General features: G+C 62.6%; 16 protein-coding genes, 1 tRNA gene, 1 pseudogene and 1 riboswitch. Of the genes and pseudogenes, 5 read left to right on the top strand and 13 right to left on the bottom strand.

Annotation, left to right across the window (positions count from 1 at the left end; genetic code table 11):
- Nucleotides 1-433: 433 nt before the first annotated feature.
- On the top strand, nt 434-2,437 hold the full coding sequence (locus ACJJVH_RS00675) for a methyl-accepting chemotaxis protein (protein ID WP_412064537.1): 2,004 nt from the start codon (nt 434-436) through the stop codon (nt 2,435-2,437).
- An 83-nt stretch (nt 2,438-2,520) separates the two neighbouring features.
- Here the strand turns inward: ACJJVH_RS00675 and ACJJVH_RS00670 are convergent, their stop codons facing one another.
- Nucleotides 2,521-3,096, bottom strand: coding sequence for an acyltransferase (locus ACJJVH_RS00670; protein ID WP_412064536.1), 576 nt, complete (start codon nt 3,094-3,096; stop codon nt 2,521-2,523).
- 115 nt (nt 3,097-3,211) lie between these two features.
- A pseudogene (locus ACJJVH_RS00665) lies at nt 3,212-4,437 on the bottom strand (MFS transporter).
- Nucleotides 4,438-4,538: 101 nt separating this feature from the next.
- Between ACJJVH_RS00665 and ACJJVH_RS00660 the strand changes: the two are divergent.
- Nucleotides 4,539-5,447, top strand: a complete 909-nt coding sequence (locus ACJJVH_RS00660) for a LysR family transcriptional regulator (protein ID WP_113423234.1) — start codon at nt 4,539-4,541, stop codon at nt 5,445-5,447.
- Between the two features lie 6 nt (nt 5,448-5,453).
- On the opposite strand, the gene ACJJVH_RS00655 is transcribed toward ACJJVH_RS00660, so the two are convergent.
- Nucleotides 5,454-5,527 (bottom strand) — tRNA-Gly (locus ACJJVH_RS00655).
- Nucleotides 5,528-5,580: 53 nt separating this feature from the next.
- Nucleotides 5,581-6,675, bottom strand: coding sequence for a 2'-deoxycytidine 5'-triphosphate deaminase (locus ACJJVH_RS00650; protein WP_162704056.1), 1,095 nt, complete (start codon nt 6,673-6,675; stop codon nt 5,581-5,583).
- A gap of 171 nt (nt 6,676-6,846) precedes the next feature.
- Nucleotides 6,847-6,925, top strand: a riboswitch (SAM riboswitch).
- Nucleotides 6,926-6,968: 43 nt separating this feature from the next.
- Between ACJJVH_RS00650 and ACJJVH_RS00645 the strand changes: the two genes are divergently transcribed.
- Nucleotides 6,969-8,156, top strand: coding sequence for an O-succinylhomoserine sulfhydrylase (locus ACJJVH_RS00645; protein ID WP_112802925.1), 1,188 nt, complete (start codon nt 6,969-6,971; stop codon nt 8,154-8,156).
- A gap of 157 nt (nt 8,157-8,313) precedes the next feature.
- Here ACJJVH_RS00645 and ACJJVH_RS00640 read toward each other — a convergent pair whose 3' ends face one another.
- The gene (locus ACJJVH_RS00640) at nt 8,314-9,027 is read right to left on the bottom strand and encodes a DNA helicase (protein WP_113371963.1); all 714 of its coding nucleotides are present in this window, start codon (nt 9,025-9,027) and stop codon (nt 8,314-8,316) included.
- 613 nt (nt 9,028-9,640) lie between these two features.
- On the opposite strand from ACJJVH_RS00640, the gene apaG reads away from it, so the two are divergent.
- Complete coding sequence (gene apaG / locus ACJJVH_RS00635) at nt 9,641-10,033, top strand: Co2+/Mg2+ efflux protein ApaG (RefSeq protein WP_112802929.1); 393 nt, start codon at nt 9,641-9,643, stop codon at nt 10,031-10,033.
- Nucleotides 10,034-10,055: 22 nt separating this feature from the next.
- Here the strand turns inward: apaG and ACJJVH_RS00630 are convergent, their stop codons facing one another.
- The 3 genes from ACJJVH_RS00630 to ACJJVH_RS00620 all read right to left on the bottom strand — a co-directional run bounded on the left by ACJJVH_RS00630 (nt 10,056) and on the right by ACJJVH_RS00620 (nt 13,381).
- Nucleotides 10,056-11,045, bottom strand: a complete 990-nt coding sequence (locus ACJJVH_RS00630) for an Hsp33 family molecular chaperone (RefSeq protein ID WP_112802930.1) — start codon at nt 11,043-11,045, stop codon at nt 10,056-10,058.
- A 48-nt stretch (nt 11,046-11,093) separates the two neighbouring features.
- On the bottom strand, nt 11,094-12,011 hold the full coding sequence (gene argF, locus ACJJVH_RS00625; RefSeq protein WP_112802932.1) for an ornithine carbamoyltransferase: 918 nt from the start codon (nt 12,009-12,011) through the stop codon (nt 11,094-11,096).
- 170 nt (nt 12,012-12,181) lie between these two features.
- Nucleotides 12,182-13,381, bottom strand: coding sequence for an aspartate aminotransferase family protein (locus ACJJVH_RS00620; RefSeq protein WP_113372038.1), 1,200 nt, complete (start codon nt 13,379-13,381; stop codon nt 12,182-12,184).
- A 425-nt stretch (nt 13,382-13,806) separates the two neighbouring features.
- Here ACJJVH_RS00620 and ACJJVH_RS00615 point away from each other — a divergent pair, with 425 nt between their 5' ends.
- Nucleotides 13,807-14,334: a GcrA family cell cycle regulator gene (locus ACJJVH_RS00615; RefSeq protein WP_412064535.1), complete on the top strand. Its 528-nt coding sequence runs from the start codon at nt 13,807-13,809 to the stop codon at nt 14,332-14,334.
- Between the two features lie 94 nt (nt 14,335-14,428).
- On the opposite strand, the gene phoB is transcribed toward ACJJVH_RS00615, so the two are convergent.
- The 5 genes from phoB to pstC are packed head-to-tail and all read right to left on the bottom strand — an operon-like array spanning nt 14,429 to nt 19,551.
- Complete coding sequence (phoB, locus tag ACJJVH_RS00610; RefSeq protein ID WP_004128368.1) at nt 14,429-15,112, bottom strand: phosphate regulon transcriptional regulator PhoB; 684 nt, start codon at nt 15,110-15,112, stop codon at nt 14,429-14,431.
- A 31-nt stretch (nt 15,113-15,143) separates the two neighbouring features.
- Complete coding sequence (gene phoU, locus ACJJVH_RS00605; RefSeq protein WP_112800906.1) at nt 15,144-15,857, bottom strand: phosphate signaling complex protein PhoU; 714 nt, start codon at nt 15,855-15,857, stop codon at nt 15,144-15,146.
- A gap of 51 nt (nt 15,858-15,908) precedes the next feature.
- Nucleotides 15,909-16,724 (bottom strand): phosphate ABC transporter ATP-binding protein PstB, encoded by an 816-nt coding sequence (gene pstB, locus ACJJVH_RS00600; RefSeq protein WP_412064534.1) that lies wholly within the window; start codon nt 16,722-16,724, stop codon nt 15,909-15,911.
- Nucleotides 16,725-16,738: 14 nt separating this feature from the next.
- Nucleotides 16,739-18,073, bottom strand: a complete 1,335-nt coding sequence (gene pstA, locus ACJJVH_RS00595) for a phosphate ABC transporter permease PstA (RefSeq protein WP_412064533.1) — start codon at nt 18,071-18,073, stop codon at nt 16,739-16,741.
- A complete protein-coding gene (pstC, locus tag ACJJVH_RS00590; RefSeq protein ID WP_113392393.1) occupies nt 18,070-19,551 on the bottom strand; it encodes a phosphate ABC transporter permease subunit PstC in 1,482 nt (493 codons plus the stop codon). Before pstC ends, pstA begins: the two co-directional genes overlap by 4 nt.
- Nucleotides 19,552-19,584 lie beyond the last annotated feature (33 nt).

Genomic DNA, 19,584 nt, shown 5'->3' with positions numbered 1-19,584 from the left:
ACGCATGGTCTTGATCCGGCCTCCTGTCGTGGATGCACATTCCTGATTCACTGACACGATGTAACAGAGTCATGCCGCGGGGGGAATATCGCGCGCCGGAATGATGGCCGCCGCGCCTGCAGGATGAGTGGCGGATACCGCGCGCAGCGGGCGGTTGCGCGGCGTTGAAAGATCTTCAAAATTCATGGGAATTCACCATTCGCAGGCGCCGGCGTTAGCAGTCGATTAAGCTCTGTTGATTGTACTCATGGCATCGACGACATCGGCTGGAAGGCGGATCGCATGATGCAGGTCGTCCGAACCTTTCGGCAAGGTATTTCGTAAACTCGGCTTCACCCGCGCATATCAGGCAATGTGCTCTCCCGGTCCATAACAGGCGGGCGAGCTGTTGATTTCATCCTGGATAGGGCACGGCACACGCAGGCGGACCGCCATGTTCAGGAACCTGAAAATCAAAACAAAAATGCTTGCCGTGATCCTGTTTCTCGGCGTCATTTCCTTCGTCGGCCTGTTGCAGATCGCCGGCGAATTCCGCAAGGCGGATCGGTCCTACAGCGCCTTCCTCGACAGGGAAGCGGTTGCGGCGTCGGAAGCCGCGCGCGCAAGCGCGGCCTCGCTCGCTTCCGTGCTGCAGGCAAGCCTGCTGCTGAATTTCGATCCCGGTAGCGATGCATACAGGGCGGTTGCCGCCGGCAGCGACCATTTCGCCGAGGCGAGGCAGAGGCTGACGCATGCCGAAAGTCTCGTTCCCTCCGCAAAGCAGCCGATCGACGATATCCTTGCCGGCCTCGACGAATTGCAGGCCCTGACGAACAAGACCCTCGACCAGCGCAAGAACGGCGATGCCGACGGCGCCAAGGCGACCATGGCCCTGGTCAACACCAGGCTGCTGACGCTTGTCGCGAACATGCAGGCCAATGACGACGCGTTGACGAACCGCATGAACGATGGCGCCGATGCCCTTTCGGCCGATCTCAACAGCTCCGTGAACTACACGCTGATCGCTCTCGCAGGCATGACGCTGCTCGCCATCGTCCTCGGCCTGTATGTCGCGCAGAAGAGCATCGCCACGCCGCTGATGCGGCTGCATCGGCGCATGACGACGCTTGCGAGCGGAGACACGGCAAGCGAAATCGACGGTCGCGAACGCCGGGACGAAATCGGCCAGATGGCAGCCGCCGTTGCGGTCTTCCGCGACAATGCCGTCGAGCGGGCGCGTCTGGAGGCGCAGGCCGAAGCGGACCGGACGCTCAGCGACAGCGAGCGAGCCCAGCGCGAGGCGCGGCAGGCTGCAGAGGCGGCCCATCTGCAGCAGGCGGTCCAGGCGCTCGGCGATGGCTTGAAGCGCCTTGCGGAGGGCGATCTCGTGACGCGCATCGACACACAACTCGTGGAGCATCTCGACCAGTTGCGGCAGGACTTCAACAACTCGCTCGACAAGCTCAACGGGACAATGCAGGCCGCCGGCTCCAATGCCCGCGCCATCAGCGCCGGCGCCGACGAAATCCGCAGCGCAGCCGACGAGCTTTCCAAGCGCACCGAGCAACAGGCCGCTTCCGTCGAGGAAACCGCCGCGGCGCTTGAGCAGATCACCACCACGGTCAAGGATGCCGCCAAGCGCGCACAGGAAGCAAGCCAGCTGGTTGCCCATACGCGCACCGGCGCGGAGCGATCCGGCGAGATCGTCCGCAACGCGATCGGCGCCATGCAGCAGATCGAAAAATCCTCGAGCGAGATCAGCCAGATCATCGGCGTGATCGACGACATCGCCTTCCAGACCAACCTTCTGGCCCTGAACGCGGGTGTCGAAGCGGCTCGCGCAGGCGAAGCCGGCAAGGGCTTTGCCGTCGTCGCGCAGGAGGTTCGCGAACTTGCCCAGCGCTCCGCCAATGCGGCCAGGGAAATCAAGGCGCTGATCGCCACCTCCGAAACGCATGTGCGTACCGGCGTCAGCCTTGTCGGAGAGACCGGCAAGGCGCTCGATGCCATCGTTTCGGGCGTGCAGGAGATCAACCGGCATGTGCATGCCATCGCCGAGGCCTCCCGCGAGCAGTCGGCCGGCCTGCAGGAGATCAATACGGCCGTCAACACCATGGATCACGGCACGCAGCAAAACGCCGCCATGGTCGAGGAAAGCACCGCCGCGAGCCATGGCCTGGCGACGGAGGCGGCTTCGCTGGCAAACCTGCTCGCCCAGTTCCGCACCGCCAGCGGGGAGGCCTTCCGGCAGCCTGCGGCCACGGCCACCGCTTCGCAACCCATTGCGCGCGCCGCGTCACGTCCGGTCGTCGCTGCGCGCATCCGGGCGGTGGATGAAGCCAGGGTGCGCCCGGCTCCCTCCCCGGCCCGTGCGCTCGGCCAGAAGCTGATGAGCGCATTCGGCGCCAGGCAGACGGCAGCACCAAACGGCAAGGACGCGGACTGGACGGAATTCTAGAAAACAGGCAGCACCGGACAAAAAGGCCGCCCGCGACACAATTCGATGGAGCTTGATTGCCCGGGTGAGATTGCGCTGATCGGCTACTTTTTCGAAAGGGCGAACAACCCGACATTTCGCGATCTGGCGCCATCCGCCTCTCCGCGCCGCTTCAGCAGTCGTGCCGGGGCACCGACATAGATGCCATAGGGCTCGGTCCTTCCCTTGACGACGGCGTTCGCGCCGATGACGCATCCCTTGGCGACGTGGGAGCCGCCGAGGATCTTCGCTCCCGCGCCGATCCAGACATCGTCTTCGATGACGATCGGCTTCTCCGTCACGCCCTGAAGGCGGATCGGCTGGGAAACATCGTCGAAATTATGATCGAAGGAGACGATCATCGCGTGAGCGGCGATGCGCACGTCGTTGCCGATGGAGATGCCGCCACGGCCCAAGAGGATCGTGTATTCGTTGAACGACACATGATCGCCGATGGAAATGCTGCCTTTTTGCGCATGGAGGACGACGCCCTTGCGAAAACGGACCTTTTCACCGATGCGGATGCTGCCGCGTTTCCAGATGATCCTCGTTCCCAATGGAATTCTTGCGCCTCGGGCTATCGTGAGCACGCCATGCACGAAGATCGCTCGTAGCCTGTACAATGACGGTATAACGCGCATTCGAACGCTCCTATCGAGGGCGCCCATTTTGTCATGCTTGTCTGGCACCCGCCTGAATGAGTCGAAACATCGCGTGCGGAAATGGGCCACAATATGGCCCGATCCCTCTCATGGCTCACTTACGCGCGGCGATATCCGCGATCAATGCCACCACGCCGAAGCCTGCGGCGGCGGCGCAGACGGCAATCCAGCCGCCAAAATCCCAGGCAGGCCCTGCAAGCGCCGAGCCCAGCGCGCCGCCGAGAAAGAAGATGCCGACAAAAGGCCGTTGATGCGGCCACGCGCCTCCGGTTTCAGCAGATTGACGGCTCTGCGTCCCAGGGTCTGGTCGCCGGTCACGCCGACGTCGAGCATGACGGCGCCGGCGCCCAGGAGGATCAAAAGGGCCGCAGAACCGCCGGAGCGTGCCGCCCCGGTCCAGGCGGCCAAGGCCATGGCCGCAAGCACGATCAGATGCGAGACCAGCGTCGCCTGCTGCGTCCAGCCCCGGTCGCCCATGCGGCCGAAGACAGACGTCGCGGCGGCGCCCCCGGCGCCCACAAGCGCAAACAATGCGATGCCGGATTGGCCGAGGGAGAATGGCGGCTGCGACAGCCGCAGAGCGACGGAGGTCCAGAAGAGGCTGAAGCTCGCCATCATCAGGGCGGCGGTGAAGGCGCGCAGCCGCAGCACGGGCTCTTGCCGCAGCAATCGAAAGAGCGAGCCGATCAAGGCTCCGTAGCTTGCAGCGGCTAAAGGACGCCGCTCGGGCAGACGCATGGCCAGCGCTGTCGCCAGGAGCGCAAGCGTGGCGGCACTCGCGACATAAAAGCTCCGCCATCCCCAGAGACCGGCAAAGAGGCTTGCCAGCGGGCGCGATACGAGAATGCCGACCATCAAGCCGCTCATGACATTGCCGATGGTCCGGCCGCGATGCTCCGGCGGGGCCATCGCCGCCGCGATCGGCAAGAGAATCTGGATGGCCGAACACGCCGCCCCGAGCAGAAAGAGAAAGATCAGCAGGCTCCACCCCGTCGGCGCGAAAACGGCAGCGACAGCCATCGCCAGAGCCGACAGCAGCATGCGCAGCACCAGCTGCCGGTTTTCCACCAGATCCGCCAGCGGCACGAGGAAGAACAGGCCCGCGGCATAGCCGAGCAGCGAAGCCATGGCGACCAGCCCCGCGCCACTCTCGGAAAAGCCGAGCGATGGGCCGATGATGCCCACCAGCGTCTGCGGCGCGAAGAGATTCATGACGATGACGCCGGTGGCGACGGCAAACAGCAACGTCGAAGGCGGGGATGCGGCCACGGGCAATTCGCCTTCCGGCTCGCCCGCCAGATATTCGGGAACTTGGGACATGGGCCCTCCAATAATTTCTGGTAATATCGATGGCCATGTTTATCGCTTTGCTGCATAATGCGACAATTGAAATGAAATAATAATGATTATGCGAGATCGGCATGAATATCCATGATCTGGAAGCTTTCGTGGCGGTGGTCGAAACGGGTTCGATCGTTGCCGCCTCAGCGCGCATCCATCTGACGCAGCCAGGCATCACCCGGCGCATACAGAATCTCGAGGATACCCTCGGCATTACCCTGCTCGACCGGCAGTCGAAACCGTTGAAGCCGACGGCAGCCGGACGCGAGGCTTATGAACACGGTCGCCGCGTCCTGCGCTCGCTCGACGATCTCAAGGCCGGCGTTTCGCCCGGGGGCACGATCGGCGGCGAGTTCCGTCTCGGCATCATGCCGTATCTCTCAGAGGCGGCCCTGTCGGCCCCGCTCGATCAGCTGCGCGGCCAGTTTCCGCAATTGACGCTGCGCATCGCCACCGGCTGGTCGCCACAGCTCATCGAGCAGGTTGCCCACAGCCAGCTCGATGCGGCAACGGTCTGCCTGGCGGAAGGCGTACGGCCGCCGGAGAATGTCGTCGGCGATGTGCTGGGTGTCCATAGCGTCATTCTCGTCGCCGCCCCGTCGCTCGGCGTTCCCGAGAAGCCCCGGCTCGAAGATCTCTCGCGCTTCCCCTGGATCATGAACCAGAACGGCTGCGGCTTCCGGGCCTTCATTCAGCATCGCTTCGAAGCCGAGCGCCTTCCCTTCGACGTCGGGGTCGAGGCCATGAGCGCGGATCTGCGCTTGTCACTGGTCGCGCGCGGCCTCGGCATCGGCGTCATGACGCCGGCAGCGCTGGAGGACAGCCGCTGGCGCAATGCCATCGAAATTGTCGAGGCTCCGGATTTCCGCCCGAAAGTGGTCAACTGGCTCGTGCATCGCCCGCCGGCCGGACGCCTCGCCCGTCCGATTGCGACGTTCGGCGAAGCGCTGATGGAAACGCTGAAGTCGAAAAGACCGTTTCTGACGTGAAGATGCTGGAGCGGGTGAAGGGAATCGAACCCTCGTATTCAGCTTGGGAAGCTGCTGCTCTACCATTGAGCTACACCCGCGCGACACCGAGAGATGTCCACCAGTTGACGGCCTCTGTCAAGGCCGGGTCGGTTCAAAGCCGGAAATGCTTCGAGAGCTTCAGGCCCTGCGCCTGGTAGTTCGAGCCGAGGCCGGAGCCGTAGAGGCTGCTCGGCTGCTCCAGCATGTGTTCGTAGATCAGGCGGCCGACGATCTGGCCGTCTTCGAGGATGAAGGGCACCTCGTGGCTGCGCACTTCGAGTACGGCGCGGCTGCCGCGCCCGCCCGCAGGCGCATGACCGAAGCCCGGATCGAAGAAGCCGGCATAGTGGACGCGGAACTCGCCGACCAGCGGATCGAACGGCGTCATTTCGGCGGCAAAATGCGGCGGCACATGCACGGCTTCGCGCGAAACGAGAATGTAGAATTCATCCGGATCGAGGATCAGCTCGGTGCGGCCGCGGCTGTAGAGCGGCTCCCAGAAATCGAAGATATCGTGCTGGGCCTTCTTGTCGACATCGACGACGGCCGTGTGATGCTTGCCGCGATAGCCGATCAGCCCTTCCTTGTCGCCGGCAAGGTCGATCGACAATGCGATGCCGCCGCCGGTGATGTTCGGCTTCTTGCTGGCGACCAGCGTCTCGCTCTCATGCAGCGCCAGCAATTCCGGCTCGGTGAGCAGGGCCTGGCCGACGCGGAAGCGGATCTGCGACAGGCGCGAACCGCGACGCACGACGATGGGGAAGGTGCGCGGGCTGATTTCGAGATAGAGCGGGCCGGAATAGCCGGCCGGAATCTTGTCGAACTCCTGCGCCCGGTCGGTGATGACGCGGGTGAAGATATCGAGACGGCCGGTCGAGCTCTTCGGATTGGCGGATGCCGACATGTCCTCAGGCAGGTCCAGCCGCTCCATCAGCGGTACGATATAGACGCACCCGGTCTCCAGCACCGCGCCTTCGGAAAGATCGACGACATGCAGCTTCAGCCGGTCGAGCTTGTCGGATACGAGATGGGACGGCCCCGGCATGAAGCTGGCGCGGACGCGGAAGGCATGCGAACCGAGCCGCAGGTCGAGGCTTGCCGGCTGGATCTGATCGACATCCAGCTCTCTTTCGCTCGTCAGCCGCCCTGTTTCAAAGAGCGCCGCGATGGCGCGATCGGCCAAAATTCCAGTATTGCGAGCCATCATGCCTCTTCCCCAGCGCATAAACCGGCAAGTCGAGAACAGGCTGCCGGGTTACGCTCCGATTCAAAAATGCTACCGCGCCCCTTGCGCATCCGCATGGATACGCGGGCAGTAATTTGTCGCAGACAAAACCAAACTCGGGGAATTGACGCAAGCGGTCAACGGCAGTATTGCAACTTATCCCGTGGTGATTTGGCCGGTCGGCTTGCAGCCACGTTAAACAAATGGCTAAAAAGACCGGGGTTGAACCGGTCTGCTTACGCGACCGGTTTTTTTGTTTTGAAAGTGGTGATGGCATGAGCAAGACCTGGCGCCCCGCAACCCAGCTCATTCACGGCGGAACGCTCCGTTCGCAATTCGGCGAAACCTCCGAAGCAATCTATCTGACCCAGGGCTTCGTCTACGACACCTCGGAAGCGGCCGAAGCCCGCTTCAAGGGCGAGACGGACGGTTTCATCTACGCCCGTTACGGCAGCCCGACCAACGATATGTTCGAGAAGCGCATGTGTGCGCTGGAAGGCGCCGAAGAAGCCCGCGCCACCGCTTCCGGCATGGCCGCCGTTGCGGCCGCCATCCTCTGCCAGCTGAAGGCCGGCGATCATATCGTCGCGGCCCGCGCGCTCTTCGGCTCCTGCCGCTGGGTGGTCGAGACGCTCGCGCCGAAATACGGCATCGAATGCACGCTGGTCGACGGCCGTTTCACCGAGAACTGGGAAAAGGCAATCCGCCCGAACACCAAGGTCTTCTTCCTCGAAAGCCCGACCAACCCGACGCTGGAAGTGGTCGATATCGCCGCCGTCGCCAGGCTCGCCAACCAGATCGGCGCGAAGGTCGTGGTCGATAACGTCTTTGCCACGCCGCTCTTCCAGAAGCCGCTGGAACTCGGCGCCCATATCGTCGTCTATTCCGCCACCAAGCATATCGACGGCCAAGGCCGCTCGCTCGGCGGCGTCATCCTCTCCGACAAGCAGTGGGTGGACGAACATCTGCAGGACTATTACCGCCATACCGGCCCGGCCATGTCGCCGTTTACCGCCTGGACGCTGCTGAAGGGCATCGAGACGCTGCCGTTGCGGGTCAAGCAGCAGACGGAGAATGCGGCAAAGGTTGCAGATTTCCTCGCCGAGCAGACCAACAAGGTCGCCCGCGTGATCTATCCCGGCCGCAAGGACCATCCGCAGGCCGATATCATCGCCAAGCAGATGAGCGGCGGCTCGACCCTGGTCGCTTTCGAGCTCAAGGGCGGCAAGGAAGCCGCCTTCAAGCTGCAGAACGCGCTGGAAATCGTCAAGATCTCCAACAATCTCGGCGACTCCAAGAGCCTGATCACCCACCCGGCCACCACGACGCACAAGAACCTCACCGACGAGGCCCGCGCCGAGCTCGGCATTTCGCCGGGCACCGTGCGCTTCTCGGCCGGCATCGAGGACAGCCAGGATCTGGTCGAGGATTTCGCCCGCGCCCTGGAGCAGGTTTCCGCCTAAAGCGGTTCCTCGTTTCACGGAATCGATGAAGCGCTCTTATCCCTTTGTTTTTACGCGATTCCGGACTCTTGCCGACATCGCTCGAACCGCCCGGATTTGTTTTCCGGGCGGTTCGATCTGCCCTCGCCGGGCAGGTTTGCCGGGGCATGGCCGCCCGTCAGCTCGCGGCCGTGAATTGAACCCGGCCGTTGTTCAGGAAGACCATCTTGTCGAACAGCGCCAAATCCAGCGGATTGGGCAGACGAATATCCTCAATACCGGGCAAGGGCTTCAGCGCCGGATCGTATGACCGATCGATCTGCGAGATGAACACGACGATCACGCCCCTTTCGCGCGCGAACGTCCTCAGCGTCCGGATCTGGGTCATCAGCTCCGGCTTTTCCCGCTTCTGATCGAGCAGCTGCAGATAATCGACCACGGCGAGCGTGCCGCGCGGTACTGCGGCCAGCTTTTCCACGATATAGTCGGCACTGATGGCATCCGAACTGTCGAAATCGAACAATGCGGCAAACTCGGCATGATCGGCACCGATGACCCGGAAGCGGTCGTGCACCATCCTTTCCGTATCTTCCAGCGTAAAGAGAACGCCGCGGTTGCCAGACCTCATGGCCTCGACGGCAAGCCTCAAGCTCATCAGCGTCTTGCCATGGCCGGGCCGGGCGCCGATTAGCACCAGATCGCCCGGCTTCAACCGCGAATACAGTTCGCCGACGGGAATGGCTGCGCCTGTCCTGGCCGCAAGCAAGCTCCATCCTTCGAAACCCTCGCCGGCCGCGATGCGATCCAGCGCGGCATGCAACGGTATATTCTGCTGGCGGGACAACAGCCTCGCCTTGCGTTTCAAATGATAAACGGGGGCGGAAAGCCTCATATAAACCTCCTATTGCGAGCGGTGACCGCAATCCCTCCTTATGCTTCTCACTCGAACAGTCGGTTCGGCTATCGATAGCCCCGCATGAAATATGCTTTCCCATATGGAGGGGGGAGGCGCGGGCCGTGCCAGAATCAGATGATAACCGAAATTCGCTCGTCGGAAAATCTCGCGCAGCCGCTTGCCCGCGGAACATAAGACAGGATCGAGTATTATAGGATCCTGATGTTTTGACGGATATCGGCGGATTCACGCGCAAAATACAAGTGCACCCGCAGTTGCGGGAAGCGTATCCGTGCGCAACGGGATTGTCCGTCTGGCATTACGGCAAACAAGACTAAATGACAAAAGGAATGAGATACTTCAGGGGAAAGACCACTAACCTTTTTCATCAGCCGTAATAGCTGAAGTTGACGAGGTTTCTCTCGTCATAGGCGAGATTTCATCACGCCGTTCCTTGACGGAACGGATCGGGTATAGGATACCGCTAGATATCCCGCACTTTGCGGGAGCGGTGGAAAGCGGATAATATGCCGCAGACTTGAAAATATTGAAACAACGCTGATGCTTGAAGGAGCACGCAACGTTTCGGTGCAATGGCAAGGTATCAGGCATGTATCGCGCCCTAACACGCGACATCGAGGTTGTCGTCGAGCCGTTTTATCTGGAGGAGCAATCCGATCCGGACGACGATCGGTATGTCTGGGGGTATCGCATCGTCATCTCCAACCACTCCGAGAAAGCCGTCAGGCTGGTGATGCGCTACTGGCATATCACCGACATGAACGGCATGGTGGACGAAGTCACGGGCCCCGGCGTCGTCGGCGAGCAGCCGCATCTGAAGCCCGGCGATACTTACGAATATTCCTCGGGCTGCCCGCTGGACACGCCGTCAGGCATGATGTTCGGCCATTACCAGATGGAAACGGACGACGGGGAACTCTTCCATGTCAAGATCCCCGCCTTTTCGCTGGACACGCCCAACCTGCTGCGCACGCTGAACTGAGCCGGCGCCGCAACCGGCAACGTCAGGCCGCTTCTATCTCGGACACTTCGAAGCGATAGGTCGTCGAGCAGAACTCGCAGGTCACGGTAATCTCGCCATTGTCCTGGCTCGCCTCGATCTCCTCGGCCGTAAAGCCCTTCAGGACGCCCTTCAGCTTGTCCCGCGAGCACGAACAGCGATCGTAGACGGCCTTCGGCTCGTAGACGCGCACGCCGCGCTCGTGGAAGAGGCGATAGAGAAGGCGCTCGGTGCCGACCTGCGGGTCCGTCAGCTCATCGGCATCGATGGTTTCCACAAGGCTGCGCGCTTCCGCCCAGGCGTCGTCCTCGACATGGGCGCGCACGCCGGTATCGCCGTCGCCGCCGTGCAGATCCGGCTGACGCATGCGCTCGGGGGCCTCCGGCAGGAACTGCGCTATCAGGCCGCCTGCCCGCCAGCGGTGACGCGGCTTGCCATCCGCATCGCGATCGAAAAGCTCTGCGGCGCCCAGACGCACGCGCGTCGGGATCTGTTCCGACTGGCGGAAATAGGTGCCGGCGATTTCCTCGAGCGAAGCGCCGTCGAGCGCAACGATGCCCTGGTAGGGTTGCGTGAAACGGCCCTGATCGATGGTGAAGGCCAGCACGCCCTTGCCCAGCAGCTGCTCCGGCTCGGTCCTGCCTTCGGCCATGGCCTTTGCCAGCGCCTCTTCATCGAAGCGGGCATAGGCGCGGACATTTTCCGGTGTCGAGAAGTCGGCGACCAGAAGATCGACCGGACCGTCGCCCTTCGTCTGTACGGTGAACTTGCCTTCGAACTTCAGCGATGTGCCGAGAAGCACGGTCAGGACGATCGCCTCCGCCAGAAGGCGCGCGACCGGCGCCGGATAATCATGCCGGGCAAGAATGGCATCCAGCAGCGGACCGAGCTGCACGGCGCGGCCACGCACATCGAGACCTTCCACCTGGAAGGGGACGACGTGATCGTCACCGGCAAAATCGAACTGACCCAGCGAGGCGGCATTTTCTGCCATTGCTTTACTCCTACTGCGCCCGCGCCCTTGCGACGCGGCATCATATCCTCAGATCGCGCCCAGGCACCAAGCAAGAATCGACTTTTGCGCATGAAGGCGGTTTTCCGCCTCATCGAAGACAACGGATTGCGGACCGTCGATCACCTCGTCCGTCACCTCCTCCCCGCGATGGGCGGGCAGGCAATGCATGAACAACGCGTCTTTGCCGGCCTGTGCCATCAAAGCCTTGTTGACCTGATAGGGCTGGAAGACGTTGTGACCGCGTGCCCGGTGCTCCTGATTCATGGAAACCCAGGTATCGGTTACCACGCAATCGACGCCGGCGACCGCACGGTCTGCATCATGCGTGAGCATGATTTCGGCGCCCTCGTTGCGGGCCCAGTTCAGATAGTGATCCTTGGGCTCGGAACCAAGGGGTACGGCCATATTCATGCGATAGCCGAAGCGGGCGGCGCCTTCCACCAGCGAATGCAGCACGTTGTTGCCGTCGCCGGTCCAGGCGATCGTCTTGCCCTTGATCGGGCCGCGATGCTCTTCGAAGGTCATGATATCGGCCATGATCTGGCAGGGATGCGTGTCGTCGGTCAGGGCATTGATGACCGGAACGGTGGCATGCTCCGCCAGTTCCAGCAGGCGGGAGTGATCCGTCGTGCGGATCATGATCGCATCGACATAGCGCGACAGCACTTTTGCCGTGTCGCCGATCGTCTCGGCGCGGCCGAGCTGCATCTCGGTTCCGGAAAGGAACAGCGTCTCGCCGCCGAGCTGGCGCATGCCGACATCGAAGGAAACGCGGGTACGGGTGGAGGGTTTCTCGAAGATCATCGCCAGCATCTTGCCGGCCAGCGGCTTGTCGGCCGTGCCGGCCTTCAGCGCCTTCTTTCGCACGATCGCATCATCGATGATGTTGCGCAGATCCGCGGTCGCGACGGCCGAGAGGTCGAGAAAGTGTTTCGGAGAAGCCATGTCCTTACCTGTACTCCAGAAAAAACAACAACGCCCGCATGGGGCACGCATAAGCCCTTAAATCGGCACCGTTTTTAGGAAAGCTTATGCGATTCCTAAATGTTACTGCGTCCTTTGCGCGTCGTCTCGGCGCGCGGCGCAGCAACCGCCCCAAATTGCGGGCGGTAAACTTAAGCCGATTTCTTGGTGCGGGCGGCGCGTACGCGCTCGGCGGCGCGCTCGAGGCGGGCAATGCCTTCGCGTGCTTCCTCCGCCGTGACGACCAGCGGCGGCAGCAGACGGATGACGTTGTCGCCGGCCGGCACGCCAAGCAGATGCTCGGCGCGGATCGCCTGCAGCAGCTCCGCCTGCGGAATGGCCGCCTTGACGCCGAGCATCAAGCCCTCGCCGCGAACATCCTCGACGATGTCGGGGAAACGATCCTTGAGCGAGGCGAGGCCCTGGCGGAAGACCAGCGCGATATCGCGCACATGTTCCAGGAAGCCGTCGGCCAGAACGATATCGAGCACCGCGTTGCCGACCGCCATGGCGAGCGGATTGCCGCCATAGGTCGACCCGTGCGTGCCGGCCTTCATGCCCGAGGCGGCTTCCGCCGTCGCAAGGCACGCGCCGAGCGGAAAACCGCCGCCGATACCCTTGGCGACGGCCATGATGTCAGGCTTGATGCCGGCCCACTCATGGGCAAAGAGCTTGCCGGTGCGGCCGACGCCGCATTGCACCTCGTCGAGGATCAAAAGCAGGCCATGCTCGTCGCAGATCTGGCGGAGACCGCGCAGGAACTCGTTGGTCGCCGGGCGAATGCCGCCTTCGCCCTGCACCGGCTCGACCAGGATTCCGGCCGTCGCATCGGTGATGGCTGCGCGCACGGCATCGAGGTCGCCGAACGGCACCTGATCGAAGCCCGGCGCCTTCGGACCGAAGCCCTCGATGTATTTTTCCTGACCGCCGGCGGCGATGGTCGCGATAGTGCGGCCGTGGAAGGCGCCTTCGAAGGTGATGATGTGGAACTTTTCCGGATGCCCCTTGGCGAAATGATAGCGCCGCGCCGTCTTGATGGCGCATTCCAGCGCCTCGGCGCCGGAGTTGGTGAAGAACACCTTGTCGGCGAAGGTCGCTTCCGTCAGCCGCTTCGACAGCTTCTCCTGGCCGGGCACTTCGTAGAGGTTGGAGAGATGCCAGACCTTGTCGGCCTGCGCCTTCAGTTCCGAGACGAGGTGAGGATGCGCATGACCGAGCGAATTGACCGCCACGCCGGCTGCGAAATCGAGATAGCGCTCGCCGTTTTCGGTAATCAGCCAGACGCCCTCGCCTCGCTCGAACCGCAGCGGAGCACGCATATAGGTGTCATAAAGCGGCGTGGTCTCGGCCATGGCCATGTCTCCTCGATCACAACTTTAAGGACCAATCGCTTCCGTTTGATGAAACGGGTCCGAAAAAATCAAAAATGCCGCCTTGCGGCGGCTCGGGCACTATTGATGTTTTGCACCGCGATGTCAACAAAACTGGCGCTTTAGCAGGTGCGAGAAAGCGCTTGCGGGCAAAAGAGATGGGTTCGACGGCGCCTATTGCAGAAATGCCACGCCCGGACAGCAAGTTGGGGAAAACCTAGAAATCGATTCCTCAAGATTCCCGCGACTCTTGTCACGGAGTCAGCCTCACACTAGGTTAAAAACCAATTGCTAGACTGCATGCGGCGGAACTAGTCACCACAATTTTAGAGCGTTTCGCGCCTTGTTACCATGCGAGGCAATGGTGAGGGATTCTGCCATCGGAAACGCGACAGCGGAGACAGGGCATGAATTGGACAGACGAACGCGTCGAGAAGCTGAAAAAGCTATGGTCCGAAGGGTTGAGCGCCAGCCAGATCGCGGCGCAGCTTGGTGGCGTGAGCCGTAATGCCGTCATCGGCAAGGTACATCGCCTGAACCTCCCGGGCCGGGCAAAGGCCGGTGGCACGGCAACTGCAGCGCGCACCCCGAAGCGCAGCGCCACGGCACCGCGCCCTGCCAGCTTCGGCTCGCGCGTGGCAACCCGCACCGTGGTTACCCGCCAGCAGGGCGCAACCATGCTGAAGGAAGAGGTCGAGGTCGATTCAGTCAACGAAATCCAATATCGTCCGGCATCGAACGTCGTCGTTCCGATCTCCCGCCGCCTCGGCCTGACGGAGCTGACGGAGCGCACCTGCAAGTGGCCGGTCGGCGATCCGCTGAAGGACGATTTCCACTTCTGCGGCAACGACAGCCCGGATTCCTCGCCTTACTGCACCTATCACCAGCGCATGGCCTACCAGCCAGTGCATGATCGCCGGCGCAACAACGGCTGAAAGCTATAAGCAAATTCAAAGAGAAACGGGCCCCTCGGGGCCCGTTTTCTATTTCCGCCGCATGTCGATGTCGATGCCCGAGCAGCCTTGCCGCTCAGGCTTCCATGGAATAGCCCGCGCCGCGAACGGTGCGGATGACATCCTGCATGTTGGAAAAATTGAGCGCCTTGCGCAGGCGGCCGACATGGACGTCGACCGTGCGTTCGTCGACATAGATATCGTGCCCCCACACGCCGTCCAGCAGCTGCGAGCGCGAGAAGACGCGGCCCGGCGAGGACATCAGGAATTCCAGCAGGCGGAACTCCGTCGGCCCCAGCCGCACTTCGCGGCTCTTGCGGTGGACGCGATGGGTTTCGCGGTCCAGCTCGATATCGCCGCAACGCAGCACCGTGGAGAGGACCTCCGGGCGGGCGCGCCGCAGCATCGCCTTGACGCGGGCCATCAGCTCCGGCGTCGAGAACGGCTTGACGACGTAATCGTCCGCGCCGGTGGAAAGGCCGCGCACGCGCTCGCTCTCCTCGCCGCGGGCCGTGAGCATGATGATCGGCAGCCGCTCCGTCTCCGGCCGCATGCGCAGCCGGCGGCAGAGCTCGATGCCGGACACGCCGGGGAGCATCCAGTCGAGGATCAGAAGATCGGGGATGCGCTCCTGGAGACGCAGCTCTGCCTCATCGCCTCTGAGGATCGTATCGACCTCGAAGCCTTCGGCTTCGAGATTGTAGCGCAGCAGAACGCTGAGCGCTTCCTCGTCTTCTACAACAGCAACTCTCGGAACCATGCGCCTGTGGTCTCCTTTCTTCGCTTCCAGATTATTCCGTCACCGCGCCGACGGTGTTGGCCGTGTCGTCCTTCGGCCGCTCGCCTTCGGGCTGGGCGCCGGTCGCCATATAATAGATCGTCTCGGCAATGTTGGTGGCATGGTCGCCGATGCGCTCGATGTTCTTCGCGCAGAAGAGAAGATGCGTGCAGGTGGTGATGTTGCGCGGATCTTCCATCATGTAGGTCAGCATCTCGCGGAAGAGCGAGGTATACATGGCGTCGATTTCCTCGTCGCGTTCGCGGATCGACACGGCCTTGTCCGGCGAACGGGTCGCATAGACGTCCAGAACTTCCTTCAGCTGGCTCAGTGCCAGTTCGGAGAGATGCTCGATACCGCGGGCGAGACGGCGCGGAACGCCGGTGCCCTGCACGGCGATGACGCGCTTGGCCGTGTTCTTGCCAAGGTCGCCGACGCGCTCCAGATCGGAGGCGATGCGGATCGAGCCCATGATTTCGCGCAGGTCGGCCGCCATCGGCTGACGGCGCGCGATGGTGACGATCGCCTTATCGCCGATTTCGCGTTCGGCATGGTCGAGAATGACATCGTCGGAGATGACCTTCTGGGCAAGGGCCGCGTCGCTGTTGACCAAAGCGCGTACGCTGTCGCTGACCATCTGCTCGGCAAGGCCGCCCATTTCCGCAATGCGGCGCGTCAGGAACTTCAGGTCTTCGTCATAGGCAGAGAGAATGTGGGTGGAGACCATTTTTCTATCCTCAAGGTGAACTGTGTGAAAGGAGCCGCGCGCGCAGCATCATCAACCAAAACGGCCCATGATGTAATCCTGCGTGCGGTAATCGTCGGGATTGGTGAACATTTTATCGGTGTCGTTCTCCTCAACCAGATGGCCGAGATGGAACATTGCGGTGCGTTGCGAAACGCGGGCTGCCTGCTGCATGGAATGCGTCACGATGACGATCGTGAAGTTTTCCCGCAGCTCGTGGATGAGATCTTCGACCTTTGCGGTTGCGATCGGATCGAGGGCCGAGCATGGCTCGTCCATCAGGATGACCTCCGGGCTGACGGCAACGGCGCGGGCGATGCACAGGCGCTGCTGCTGGCCGCCCGAAAGGCTCGTGCCGGCATCGTGGAGCCTGTCCTTCACCTCGCCCCAGAGGCCCGCCTTCTGCAGGCTGGTTTCGACGATGTGATCGAGATCGGCCTTGGATGCGTGCAGGCCATGGATGCGCGGACCGTAGGCGACATTCTCATAGATCGACTTCGGAAACGGGTTGGGCTTTTGAAAGACCATGCCGACGCGGGCGCGCAGTTCCACCACGTCGATGCTGTCGTCGTAGACGTCCTGATCGTCGAGCGTGATCCTGCCGGTGACGCGGCAGGTCTCGATCGTATCGTTCATGCGGTTGAGGCAGCGCAGGAAGGTGGACTTGCCGCAGCCGGAAGGGCCGATCAGCGCCGTCACCGTATTGACGCGGATCCTGAGATTGACGTCGAAGAGAGCGCGCTTGTCGCCGTAAAAGACCGAAACGTCCTGGCCGATCATCTTGTAAGGGATCGTCTTCATCTTTCTGGTCAATGCTCTTTCGCTCGCGGCTTCCGTCATCATGTTCATTTCCCGGCCCTCCCCTACCAGCGCCGTTCGAAACGGCGGCGCAGCAGGATCGCGCCGATGTTCATCGCGACGAGGAAGAAGAGCAGGACGATGATGGCCCCGGAGGTTCTTTCGACGAAGGCCCGCTCTGCCTCGCTCGCCCACATGTAGATCTGCACCGGCAGCGCCGTCGAAGGATCGAGGGGCGATGCCGGATAGTTGGAGACGAAGGCAACCATGCCGATCAGAAGCAGCGGCGCCGTCTCCCCGAGCGCATGGGCAAGCCCGAGGATGGTGCCCGTCAGGATGCCCGGCATGGCGAGCGGCAGGACGTGATGGAACACCACCTGCATGCGCGACGCACCGAGGCCGAGCGCGGCGCTGCGGATCGACGGCGGCACGGCCCGCAACGCCGAGCGCGTGGCAATGATGATCATCGGCAGCGTCATCAGGCTCAGCACCAGCCCGCCGACCAGCGATGCCGAGCGCGGCAGGCCCATCATGTTGATGAACACCGAGAGGCCGAGCAGGCCGTAGACGATCGACGGCACGGCGGCGAGATTGTTGATGTTGACCTCGATCAGATCCGTCAGCCGGTTCCTCGGCGCGAATTCCTCCAGGTAGATCGAAGCGGCGACGCCGACCGGCAGGGCGAGCACGAGCACGGTCAGCATCAGATAGAGCGAGCCGATCAGTGCAACGCCAAGGCCGGCGGCCTCGGGCCGGCTCGAATTGCCCGACAGGAAGAGGCCCTTGTTGAACGCCTCGTGCAGGGCGCCGCTTTCGCCAAGCCGCTTCATCCAGGCAAGCTGCCGGTCGGATACCTTGCGGTCCTTTTCGTCGACGGTCAGATCGATCTGCCCCTTGTTGGCGGAGTCGATGTTGGCGCTGGCAAGGAAGGTGACGTTCTGCGTCGTTCCGATGATCGAAGGGTTGGCGGCGACCTTGTCGCGCAACGCGATCCTGGCGCTGTCCGACACCATGGCCGTTGCCTCGCGAATAAGCGCACGATTGCCGGGATCGATCTCCAGCGCTTTCACCAGCGCATCGCGCAGCAGTGCCGCGTAATTGGCCGATACCAGCACCTTCGGATCGCCGGCGCGCTTGCCTGACGGATCGATCACCGTCTCGGTGAATTCGATCGGCAGGGTGATCGAGGTTTGTACGAAGGCGGAATAGCCGTTGCGGACGACCGTGGAGACGAGGATGGCAAGAAAGACAAGGCCGAAGATGACGGCCGTAAATCCGTAGGCGCGAAAGCGGCGCTCGGCGGCATAACGGCGCCTGATGCCGATATCGCGCCGCGCCGGCGCGCCCGGCATGAGGCCGCGCGGCATGTTGCGTGACGGGGAGGATACGATGCCGCTCATTCGTATTGCTCCCTGTAGCGGCGGACGATGCAGAGGGCATAGACGTTCAGGCACAGCGTCAGGCAGAACAGCGTGATGCCGAGCGCAAAGGCCACCAGCGTCTGGGGCGAGGTGAATTCGAGATCGCCGGTCAGCTGATTGACGATCTTGACGGTCACGGTCGTCATCGGCTCGAAGGGATCGAACTGCATGCGCGCGGCGACGCCGGCGGCCAGCACGACGATCATGGTTTCGCCGATCGCCCGCGACGCCGTCATGAGCAGCGCACCGACAATGCCGGGAAGGGCCGCCGGCAGCAGCACGCGCTTGACCGTTTCGGACCGCGTGGCGCCGAGACCGAGCGAGCCGTCGCGAAGCGAGCGTGGCACGGCCATGATGATATCGTCCGACAGCGAGGAAACGTAAGGAATGAGCATGACACCCATGACGAAGCCGGCCGTCAGCACGCTCTGCGCCTCGATGAAGCTGGTATAGCTTCCGGTCAGAAGGCCGTCGATATCGGCCGATAGGTCTCTGAGGAATGGCCCGACGGTGACGAGAGCAAAGAAACCATAGACGATCGTCGGAATACCGGCGAGAACCTCCAGCATCGGCTTGGCGATGGCGCGAACGCGCGCGGAAGCATATTCGGCCATGTAGATCGCGGCAAACAAGCCGATGGGCACGGCGAAGAGCATGGCGACGAAGCCGATGTAGATCGTGCCGGCCAGCAGGGGGATGAGACCGAAGGTTCCGGAGGTTTGAGCGCCGGCTGCGGCGAAGCGCGGGTCCCAGACGGTGCCGAAAAAGAACTCGCCGGCGGGGACCACGCTGAAGAAGCGCGCCGCTTCCGAAAGCATCGAAACGACGATCCCGACTGTCGTCAGCACCGCAATCGACGAAGCGACGATGAGAGCGCCGAGAATGACCTGCTCGACACGGTTGCGGGCGCGGAACCGCGGAGCGATGACACGCAGGCCATAGGCTGCGCACAACAACGATATGACGAGCGCCGCCACCGACATCACGATGCGGCTCACTTCGCGCATGTCGTTATATCTGTCGGCAGCATCGATCATGTAGCCCGTCGGGCGGACGGCGAGCGGCACGCCCTTTTGCGCCAGCAGCAATTGCAGGTCGGCCGTGCCGCCGGCCACTTCGGCAAGCTCGCCGCTGCCGAGCAGGCGCATGCCGCGGGCAATGCTGCGCACCATCCCATAGCTCAAATTAAGCTCGGCCGGCGGCAGGGACTTCACCTCCTCGGGAAAGGACTTCACGACAAGGCGGTCGATGATTTCCGGGCTGACGATCAGCCAGACGCAGACCAGTGCAAGCGCCGGAAGCACAGCCCATATGGCGGCATAGGCGCCGTGATAGCCGAGCCGGGAATGCATGGACGAGGACCTGCCGCCCGACAGCACAGCCGCTCTCGCCCGCCCCAGCACGAATGCAAGGGCGCCGATGACCGACAGGCACAACAGCAGCAGCGATATACTCATTCCCATTCCCCGGCGAACGCCGGCGCAGCAACA

This window comes from Rhizobium sp. SYY.PMSO (assembly GCF_046840415.1).
Lineage (GTDB): Bacteria > Pseudomonadota > Alphaproteobacteria > Rhizobiales > Rhizobiaceae > Rhizobium.
This window is presented reverse-complemented; position numbering and strand designations above follow the sequence as displayed.

Excerpts from the sequence above, each read along its gene's own strand:
- ACJJVH_RS00675 (WP_412064537.1), top strand. The coding sequence starts at position 434 with ATGTTCAGGAACCTGAAAATCAAAACAAAAATGCTTGCCGTGATCCTG.
- ACJJVH_RS00670 (WP_412064536.1), bottom strand. The coding sequence starts at position 3,096 with ATGCGCGTTATACCGTCATTGTACAGGCTACGAGCGATCTTCGTGCAT.
- ACJJVH_RS00660 (WP_113423234.1), top strand. The coding sequence starts at position 4,539 with ATGAATATCCATGATCTGGAAGCTTTCGTGGCGGTGGTCGAAACGGGT.
- ACJJVH_RS00650 (WP_162704056.1), bottom strand. The coding sequence starts at position 6,675 with ATGATGGCTCGCAATACTGGAATTTTGGCCGATCGCGCCATCGCGGCG.
- ACJJVH_RS00645 (WP_112802925.1), top strand. The coding sequence starts at position 6,969 with ATGAGCAAGACCTGGCGCCCCGCAACCCAGCTCATTCACGGCGGAACG.
- ACJJVH_RS00640 (WP_113371963.1), bottom strand. The coding sequence starts at position 9,027 with ATGAGGCTTTCCGCCCCCGTTTATCATTTGAAACGCAAGGCGAGGCTG.
- apaG (WP_112802929.1), top strand. The coding sequence starts at position 9,641 with ATGTATCGCGCCCTAACACGCGACATCGAGGTTGTCGTCGAGCCGTTT.
- ACJJVH_RS00630 (WP_112802930.1), bottom strand. The coding sequence starts at position 11,045 with ATGGCAGAAAATGCCGCCTCGCTGGGTCAGTTCGATTTTGCCGGTGAC.
- argF (WP_112802932.1), bottom strand. The coding sequence starts at position 12,011 with ATGGCTTCTCCGAAACACTTTCTCGACCTCTCGGCCGTCGCGACCGCG.
- ACJJVH_RS00620 (WP_113372038.1), bottom strand. The coding sequence starts at position 13,381 with ATGGCCGAGACCACGCCGCTTTATGACACCTATATGCGTGCTCCGCTG.
- ACJJVH_RS00615 (WP_412064535.1), top strand. The coding sequence starts at position 13,807 with ATGAATTGGACAGACGAACGCGTCGAGAAGCTGAAAAAGCTATGGTCC.
- phoB (WP_004128368.1), bottom strand. The coding sequence starts at position 15,112 with ATGGTTCCGAGAGTTGCTGTTGTAGAAGACGAGGAAGCGCTCAGCGTT.
- phoU (WP_112800906.1), bottom strand. The coding sequence starts at position 15,857 with ATGGTCTCCACCCACATTCTCTCTGCCTATGACGAAGACCTGAAGTTC.
- pstB (WP_412064534.1), bottom strand. The coding sequence starts at position 16,724 with ATGAACATGATGACGGAAGCCGCGAGCGAAAGAGCATTGACCAGAAAG.
- pstA (WP_412064533.1), bottom strand. The coding sequence starts at position 18,073 with ATGAGCGGCATCGTATCCTCCCCGTCACGCAACATGCCGCGCGGCCTC.
- pstC (WP_113392393.1), bottom strand. The coding sequence starts at position 19,551 with ATGAGTATATCGCTGCTGCTGTTGTGCCTGTCGGTCATCGGCGCCCTT.